General features: G+C 63.5%; 10 protein-coding genes. 6 read left to right on the top strand and 4 right to left on the bottom strand.

Going from position 1 to position 7,226, the window contains the following annotated elements:
- Positions 1-164: 164 nt before the first annotated feature.
- The 3 genes from HBA54_RS25500 to HBA54_RS25490 form a co-directional block, all read right to left on the bottom strand.
- Positions 165-647 carry a DUF302 domain-containing protein gene (locus tag HBA54_RS25500; RefSeq protein ID WP_322096118.1) on the bottom strand — a complete coding sequence of 161 codons (483 nt, stop codon included), beginning with the start codon at positions 645-647 and terminating at the stop codon, positions 165-167.
- 202 nt (positions 648-849) lie between these two features.
- Positions 850-1,368 (bottom strand): CC0125/CC1285 family lipoprotein, encoded by a 519-nt coding sequence (locus HBA54_RS25495; RefSeq protein WP_167230417.1) that lies wholly within the window; start codon positions 1,366-1,368, stop codon positions 850-852.
- Positions 1,369-1,409: 41 nt separating this feature from the next.
- Positions 1,410-1,988, bottom strand: a complete 579-nt coding sequence (locus HBA54_RS25490) for a TetR/AcrR family transcriptional regulator (protein WP_167230415.1) — start codon at positions 1,986-1,988, stop codon at positions 1,410-1,412.
- Positions 1,989-2,199: 211 nt separating this feature from the next.
- Here HBA54_RS25490 and HBA54_RS25485 point away from each other — a divergent pair, with 211 nt between their 5' ends.
- The 4 genes from HBA54_RS25485 to HBA54_RS25470 all read left to right on the top strand — a co-directional run bounded on the left by HBA54_RS25485 (position 2,200) and on the right by HBA54_RS25470 (position 4,925).
- The gene (locus HBA54_RS25485; RefSeq protein ID WP_167230413.1) at positions 2,200-2,754 is read left to right on the top strand and encodes a carboxymuconolactone decarboxylase family protein; all 555 of its coding nucleotides are present in this window, start codon (positions 2,200-2,202) and stop codon (positions 2,752-2,754) included.
- Between the two features lie 76 nt (positions 2,755-2,830).
- A complete protein-coding gene (locus HBA54_RS25480) occupies positions 2,831-2,983 on the top strand; it encodes a hypothetical protein (RefSeq protein WP_167230411.1) in 153 nt (50 codons plus the stop codon).
- Between the two features lie 224 nt (positions 2,984-3,207).
- Positions 3,208-4,380 (top strand): sensor histidine kinase, encoded by a 1,173-nt coding sequence (locus HBA54_RS25475; protein ID WP_167230409.1) that lies wholly within the window; start codon positions 3,208-3,210, stop codon positions 4,378-4,380.
- A 197-nt stretch (positions 4,381-4,577) separates the two neighbouring features.
- Complete coding sequence (locus tag HBA54_RS25470; protein ID WP_205944912.1) at positions 4,578-4,925, top strand: NirD/YgiW/YdeI family stress tolerance protein; 348 nt, start codon at positions 4,578-4,580, stop codon at positions 4,923-4,925.
- 34 nt (positions 4,926-4,959) lie between these two features.
- Here HBA54_RS25470 and HBA54_RS25465 read toward each other — a convergent pair whose 3' ends face one another.
- Positions 4,960-5,628, bottom strand: a complete 669-nt coding sequence (locus tag HBA54_RS25465; protein WP_167230407.1) for a dienelactone hydrolase family protein — start codon at positions 5,626-5,628, stop codon at positions 4,960-4,962.
- A 230-nt stretch (positions 5,629-5,858) separates the two neighbouring features.
- On the opposite strand from HBA54_RS25465, the gene HBA54_RS25460 reads away from it, so the two are divergent.
- Both HBA54_RS25460 and HBA54_RS25455 read left to right on the top strand, forming a co-directional pair.
- A complete protein-coding gene (locus HBA54_RS25460; RefSeq protein ID WP_167230404.1) occupies positions 5,859-6,170 on the top strand; it encodes a hypothetical protein in 312 nt (103 codons plus the stop codon).
- A 90-nt stretch (positions 6,171-6,260) separates the two neighbouring features.
- Entirely contained in the window at positions 6,261-7,193 is a 933-nt protein-coding gene (locus HBA54_RS25455) for a DoxX family protein (protein WP_167230401.1), read from the top strand.
- Positions 7,194-7,226: the final 33 nt, after the last annotated feature.

The following is a 7,226-nucleotide window of genomic DNA, read 5'->3' as shown; positions in this document are numbered from 1 at the left end:
CCTCGTCCGCGCCAATCTCATGCACCGAAAGCGCATCGACCGCCTGATCCAGTCCGATCCAGAGCCTCCGATCAACCCCGATCAGATGGTCCTCCAGTGGGCCTAGTCTTAACCGGACACCAGTGGGTCAAGCCCGAGTATGACGGCGGTGTGTGGGGCGGACGCTACTTCACCGCGGCGTCGGTGAAGGCGCCGAGCGCGCCGGTGATCTTCTTGAAGACCTCTGCGCGGTCGGCGATGGCGTGGCGGCCGGAGAGATAGGCCGGGTCGTTGTAGGCCAGGTAGACGTCGCCTGCGGCGTCTTCATATGCCAGGGCCTTCTGCGGCAGGTCGATGGCGATGCTCTGGCCGCTCTGCATCAGCGGCGTGCCCAGCTTGGGATTGCCGAAAATCAGCAGCATGGTGGGGCGCAGCTCCAGCCCGGCTTTTTGCGCGCCGGCCTGGTGATCGACCTTGGCAAAGACGGTCAGGCCCTTTTCCTTCAGGATTGCTTCCAGCCGGTCGATGGTGTCGGAAACCGAGTGACTGCTTTTCTTGACGATCAGGCCGTCGGCGGCCTCTGCGGAAGCTGACAGCGCCAGAGGCCCGCCAATGAGGGGCGCGGCGAAGAGGGCCAGGGCAAGGCAGACCGAAAACAGTTTAGTCACAAGGGAACTCCTTCATGGGTCGATGATTGTTTTGGCCGCCTGGTTATCCTGCTGGCCTGCTTTGATGTTTCGGCAACGCGTAAAGGCATGAAAAGAATAAACGCACGAACAGGCTCGATTCATCCGTGACAATCGTTGAGCGAGGAAAGAAATAACCCGCCTTTTTGCCGTTCGGCGGTCACATCTGCGTGTTTCCGGGTCGTTAGGGTGTTTGCTCAGTGGAGGGACGGACGATTTGCGCGGCCAGGCGGGTCAGGACAGCGCGGGCATCGTGGGCCTGAAAACCATCTTCGGGCTGGGGGCCGCTGTAAGGCTCCACGGTCAGCGTCGTCACGAAGGTGGTCGTCTCACTTTCGACCACGCTGGTGGCGCCATAGCCGTAGGGCCGCCGGTGATAGCGTCCGTAGCGCGGATAACCCCAGGGGCCATAGGCGCGCTCGCGCGTCACCTTGGTCAGGCGTTCGGTGAACTTGTCATGCACGACAAAGGCCTCGGCGCCCAGTTCCAGGGTCAGTTCCGCGGCCCGAAAGAGGGCGTAGGTCTCGGTTTTTTGGCGGGATGTCACCCGGTTGCCCTGGAAACTGACCCGGTAGAGCCCCTTCGGCAGCGTTTCTTCGGCATAGCCGTCGCGGCTCTCCTTGGGCGCATAGAGGCTGGGCTGCGGCCCGGCGCAGGCGGCAAGCAGGATGGCGACGATGAAGAGGCCGGCAATTTTCGCCATACCCAGCAGATAAGCCCTTCGGACGGGCCTGACAACCGCCGTCAGCTTTGGGGCAGTGGCCGGATAGCGGCTTGGATCAAGGTTTCCGCGGCAGTTCTGGCCTGCAAGGCTGCTTCTGTACCGCCGCAAACCTGTGCCTGAACGGTGGCGCCGTCGAACAGCAGCTGAAGCTGCTGGGCCAGGCCCGCCGGATCCCGCGCGGCGGCCTCGCGGGCCAAGCCTTCCAGAAATTGCCGGATCAGGCGTTTGTGCTCCGCCGCCAGGGCGTGGATCGGGTCGCGCGCGTCGGGATAGTCGGCCGCCGCCTTGATGAAGAGGCAGCCGTTGAAGGCCGGATCGGCAAACCAGCGCTCGAGGTCGTCGAAAACAGCCCTTAATCGATCCTCGGGCGTGGCGCCGCGCCGGCTGATTTCTTCGGCGAAATGGGCCCGGGTGCGCTCGTCGACGCGCCGCAACGCCGCCAGAATCAGCTCGTCTTTGGACTTGAAGTGATTGTAGAGCGTCATCTTGGCCACGCCGGCCTTGGCCAGGATGGTGTCGATTCCCGTCGCCCGGTATCCCTGTTCGGAAAACAGGTCGATCGCGGTATCCAACAGATGCTCCCGGCGGCTGGCGGGCATGATCGTTTCTCTTCGATAGCTATACAGGTCTGTCCGTATATCGCTCTTTTGGCTTCCGGCATCAAGAGTACTAAGATTCTCACAGCTCTGTGATTGGTTTCTGTCTTGATATACAGACAGGTCTGTCTATTTATCATTGGTCGCCGCAACCCGAAGCGGCACGGAAGACAGAAAACAGGCGCTTACGGCGCCATCACCAAGGAGAACAGACATGTCCCGATTGCAAGCCATCGATCCCGCCACCGCCGAAGGCAAGACCAAGGCCCTCTTTGACGGGGTGCAGAAGAAACTGGGCGTGGTTCCCAATCTGCTGCGCACCCTGGGCGCATCACCGGCGGCGCTGGAGGCCTATCTCGCCTTCAGCCAGGCTTTGGGCGGTGCCGGATTGGATTCCAGGACCCGCGAATCGATCGCCCTGACGGTGGCCGGCGAGAACGCCTGTGACTACTGCGCCTCCGCCCACACCGCGATTGGCGGCAGCCTGGGCATTGGCGCCGCGGAGCTGGCGGACAATCTGCGCGGCCGTTCCGGCGACGCCAAGCTGGCCGCAGCGCTGGACTTTGCCGCGGCGGTTACCCGCAAGCGCGGCCTTGTCGGCGATGATGATCTGGCGGCCCTGCGGCAGGCCGGATACGACGATGCCGCCGCTGTGGAGATCGTCACCACCGTCGCCCTGAACCTGCTCACCAATTATGTGAACCACGTCGCGCAGACCGACATCGATTTTCCGAAGGTCACGGCCGATGCCGCTGAAACGGCCGCCTGACTGGTTTAGCCCTCGGGACCGCGGCGTCGATGGCGGCGCCGCGGCCCGGGATAGTGGACAGACGGGAGCAAGACTGATGCCACAACAGAACCGCGTCGTGGAGGATTCCTCGAACCTGGGGGCTTTGATCTGCCTTCTGCAGGCCTATGAACGTTACGGCAGCTTGAACGCGCCGCCAGGCTGCCTGACCGAGTTGAAGGAGACCGCTTGCGGGGCGTCGCCCCTCTGACGGGAATGCCATCGCCACCATCCCGGGGATGCGATGTCATTTCAGAGGAATATTATCCCCTATCAGGCAAGGCGCGTTGAAAAAATACAATTTTACCGGTTCACTTACTAAACGATCATGATAGTTTGTTTACTTCTGGGTGTGAGATTTGTGGGAAAGTCTATTGGGTGAGGGCCGGGCAGGCCTGGCTCTCACCCTTCCTCCGGTTGGGGAATGGTCGCTGAATGACACCGTTGGTTCTGGGGCTCTCGCTTCTTCTGCAGTTTACCGCCGCCGCCAAGGCGTTGCTCCTTACGCGGGTCACCGGCTGGCGTGTTGCCTGGGTCATCATCGCCGTGGCCCTGGTGTTGATGGGCGGTCGGCGGTCTATCACCCTGCTTCGTTACATCGCGGGGGATACGTCTTTCTCGATCGATCTGACGGCGGAGATCTTCGCCCTGATCATCTCGGCTTTGATGCTGATCGGTGTGGTGAAGATCGGGGGGATTTTCACGGCAGCGCACCGATCTGAGGAGGCGCTGAAGGACAGCCGGGCTGCCTTGCAGGTCCGGGTGACGGAACTTGAGACGGTGCAGTGCAAGCTGGAGGTCCAGAAGGCGGCGCTGGCGCGCGCCGCCGCGCACCTGGCGATCACGCGTGATCAGGCCGATGCCGCGAGCCGCGCGAAATCCGACTTTCTCGCCAATATGAGCCACGAACTGCGCACGCCGCTGAACGCCATCATCGGCTTTTCTGAAATGATGAAGGATGAAAACCGCATCGCCGTCAGCAGTGCGCGGTATCGCGACTATTCGAACGATATCCATAATTCCGGCAAGCATCTGCTCGACGTGATCAACGACATCCTTGATCTGTCGAAGGTCGAGTCCGGTTCGGCGGAGGTTCACACGGCGGTCATCGATGTTCCCGACATGGTCGCCTCGGTTCTGACCCTGTTGCGCCATAGGGCGCGCGAGGGGGGCGTCGCGCTGGTATCCGATCTTCCGGACGGCCTGCCGCTGCTGCATGCGGATTCGCGCAAGGTGAAACAGATCCTGGTCAACCTGACGACCAACGCGATCAAGTTCACCGCTGCGGGCGGTCAGGTGACGCTGCGCGCCTTTCACGGCACCGACGGCGGTTTCGTTTTTCAGGTTGCCGACACCGGTATCGGTATCGCGGCCGCCGATATTCCCGTCGTCCTGTCGCAGTTCGGCCAGGTGAACGGCGCCTTCAGCCGCGGCCATGGCGGCACCGGGCTCGGGCTTCCCCTGAGCAAATCCCTGGCCGAGCTTCATGGCGGCGGGCTGGAGCTTGAAAGCGCGGTCGGTCGCGGCACCACCGTGACCGTGTGTTTTCCCGCAGCCCGCGTCGGCCTGCCTCTGGCCGAGTTTCCGGCCTCCCGACAGGCGGTCTAGCACCCATTCTACCCCGGACGATGTGAGGAGCGGCGGCGCGACGCTGGCGGCGTCGGCAGAGCAGGGCGCTGACGAAGGGTTCATCTCATGATCGTTTATTACTATCAACTAAGCCCTTTTGATCTTCTTTATCTATCCAATATCTGCCGGACCGGTGCTCGTATGAGGCACCGATTCCAGCTTCGAAGGAGATCCGAATGATGAAGTTCCTGCCGGCAACAGCTGTTGTGTTACTCGTTTTCGGCCTTGCGGCGCCGACCACCTTTGCCAAGGAGGTCACCAAGATCGGCGATATCCAGCGCGGCGCAAGCGTTACCTTGGCCGGCGAGGTGGTCCGAATTCTGGATGAAGACGAGTTCCGCTTGCGCGACGACACGGGCAGCGTGCGCGTCTACATCGGCTGGCGCAACCGGGTGATGGTCGACGTCGGCGAACAGGTGTCGGTCACGGGCTTCGTCGACGACGATCTGGTCAACTATTTCCGGCCCGAGGTCTATGCCCGGGAAATCGTTCGCGCGGACGGCAGCACCATCACGCTCAACTGACCGCTACGGCAGCCCGGCCAAGCCGTCCGCTGCGTCAGGCGAGTAGGGGTTCCAGGAAAGCGAGGCTGCGCCCACGGGCCAAAGCGGTGCTTTCCGCGTGATAGGAGCCACGCTGATCGCAGCTGAATCCGTGACCGGCGCCGGGATAGAGATGGATCTCGACGCCGGGCTGGGCGGCGCGCACCACCGCCACGTTCTCCGGGGGAATGCCGGCGTCCTCTTCGCCGAAATGCAGCATCACCGGACAGGCGGGTTTTTCGGCGGCGAACTCGTGGATGTGCCCGCCGTAGTAACCGACCGCGGCGGCGGGCTTCAGCCGGGTGGCGGCCAGCCAGGCGACCGAACCGCCCCAGCAATAGCCGACGACACCGACCTTGCCGGCTTCCGCCGCCAGGGCCATGGCGGCGGCGACGTCAAGGACCGTGGCGTCCCAGCCGACCTGAGGGCGTAGCGCCCGGCCCTCGGCGACATCCGCCTCGTTGTAGCCCAGTTCGATGCCCGGGCGGATGCGGTCGAAGAGGGCAGGGGCCACCGCAAGGTAACCCTCCGCCGCAAAGCCGTCGGTCACCGCGCGGATGTGGCTGTTCACCCCGAAAATCTCCTGCACCACCACAAGGCCGCCCTTTGCCGGACCGCGAGGCCGTGCGACGTAAGCGCCCAGGGTGTGCCCGTCGCCGGCGGTCAGTGTGAGGTGTTCGCCCATGATCTTACCCTCGTTTGGTTTTGTTCGATGGATATCCAGCCTCCCTGCGACAACAGGGCGGCAGATCATGCCTCAGTCCCCTTGCCGGTGCATCCCCCCTTTGTCGCCGCATCGGCCTCCGCTTCGTCGCGCCGGGGCCAGATTTGTCACAACTATTTGCTGCATGTTGGATTGATAAATCTACTTCGGAAGACCACATCCGAGCGGTCGCTTTTCAGCAAGAGAGTCGCGTGCTTCGATTTTTGGCACACCAGTTTGCCGTCGTGATGATCGCCGTCGCCGTCCTGGTGTCGAGCGACCCTTCCGCGCACGCCGGGACCGGCTGGCAGGACCTTGGCGCGGCAACTGCGGCCGCCTGCACCGCTTGTGCCGAGCCGGCGGCCAGTGAGACCTGTATCCCGGTTTCCTGTCCCGCGGCCGTTTTCTCCGCCCTGGCTGCTATGGTTCCGCAACGCGATGATTCGACACCCGCGCTGGCGCATCAGCGCAAGGGGCGTGGAATCAAGATCAACCTCGATCCGCCGCCGCCGAAACCCTCCTGATCCGATCTTGCTACCCGTGACCGTTCCGTCCGTTCCCGCATAAGGGCCGGTGCCGGTCTTTCGAACTTATCGGTTTAGGATATCTCACCCATGTTCTCTCAATTCTCGCCGCAGGATGCGGCTGTTCAGGCGCGGGCCGCTTTGGCGCTGCGCATCGGTTTGGGCCTCGTCTTCGTCATCGGCGGCATCGCCAAACTGGAAAGGCTGCTGACGCCTGCGAAGGCCGAGGCCATCGTGACCGAATACGTCGGCCCCGCCGGCTATATCAACCAGACCTTTTTGGACTGGCTTTTTGACGGCGGGCTCCCTGCCTTCGTCACGCCGTGGAGTTTTCTCACGCTGCTCTCGGCTTTCGAACTGGTCGCCGGTCTCATGCTGATCGTCGGCCTTCTGGTCCGCCCGCTGGCCGTGCTCTGGGCGCTGCTGCTGTGGAGCTTTGTGGTCTCTCTGCCGGTGGTTACCACGCCCGGCGTCGATCCTGTCGCCACTACCTACCAATCGCCCGCGGCAATGGTGCAGATCCGCGACATTGCGCTCTCCGGGTTCTTCTTCGCGCTCTATAACCTGGGGCCGGGCGCCTGGAGCCTGGATGCGCGGCGTTTCGGTTTGCCGGCCGCGCTGGGCCGCAATTGGGAGCCGCTGGCACTGCTCCTGCGGCTGTCTCTGGCGGCGGTGTTCCTGGTCGGTGGTTTCTTCCACGGCTTCGACAAGATCACCAGCTACGGCATGCCCGCTGTTGTCCTGGCGGTCATCGGTCTGGGCCTGCTGGGTGGGCTCGGCACGCGATACTTCGCGGCGGCGGCCGGGGCGGTGCTGGTCGTGGTGATTGCCGGCAAGCTGCCGGACGCCGGCAGTGTGATCGGCTACTTCAACTCCGTGAAGCGGGAGTTCGGGCTGCTGGCCGGGGCAGGGGTGCTTGCCGTCCTGAACGGCGGCCGCCTGTTCGCGCTCGACCGGGGCCTCGCGGCGTTGCCCGCGTCGCTGAAGCGCTACCTTCGCGGACCCTCGGCCAGCCAGGGCTGAGCGTGCTCTACCGGGCCGTCCCGCTCCCACGGG

Origin of the sequence: Pelagibius litoralis (genome assembly GCF_011683915.1) — a bacterium.
Classification (GTDB): domain Bacteria; phylum Pseudomonadota; class Alphaproteobacteria; order Kiloniellales; family Kiloniellaceae; genus Pelagibius; species Pelagibius litoralis.
The sequence above is the reverse complement of the archived record's forward strand: the minus strand, read 5'-3'. Positions and strand labels throughout refer to the sequence as shown.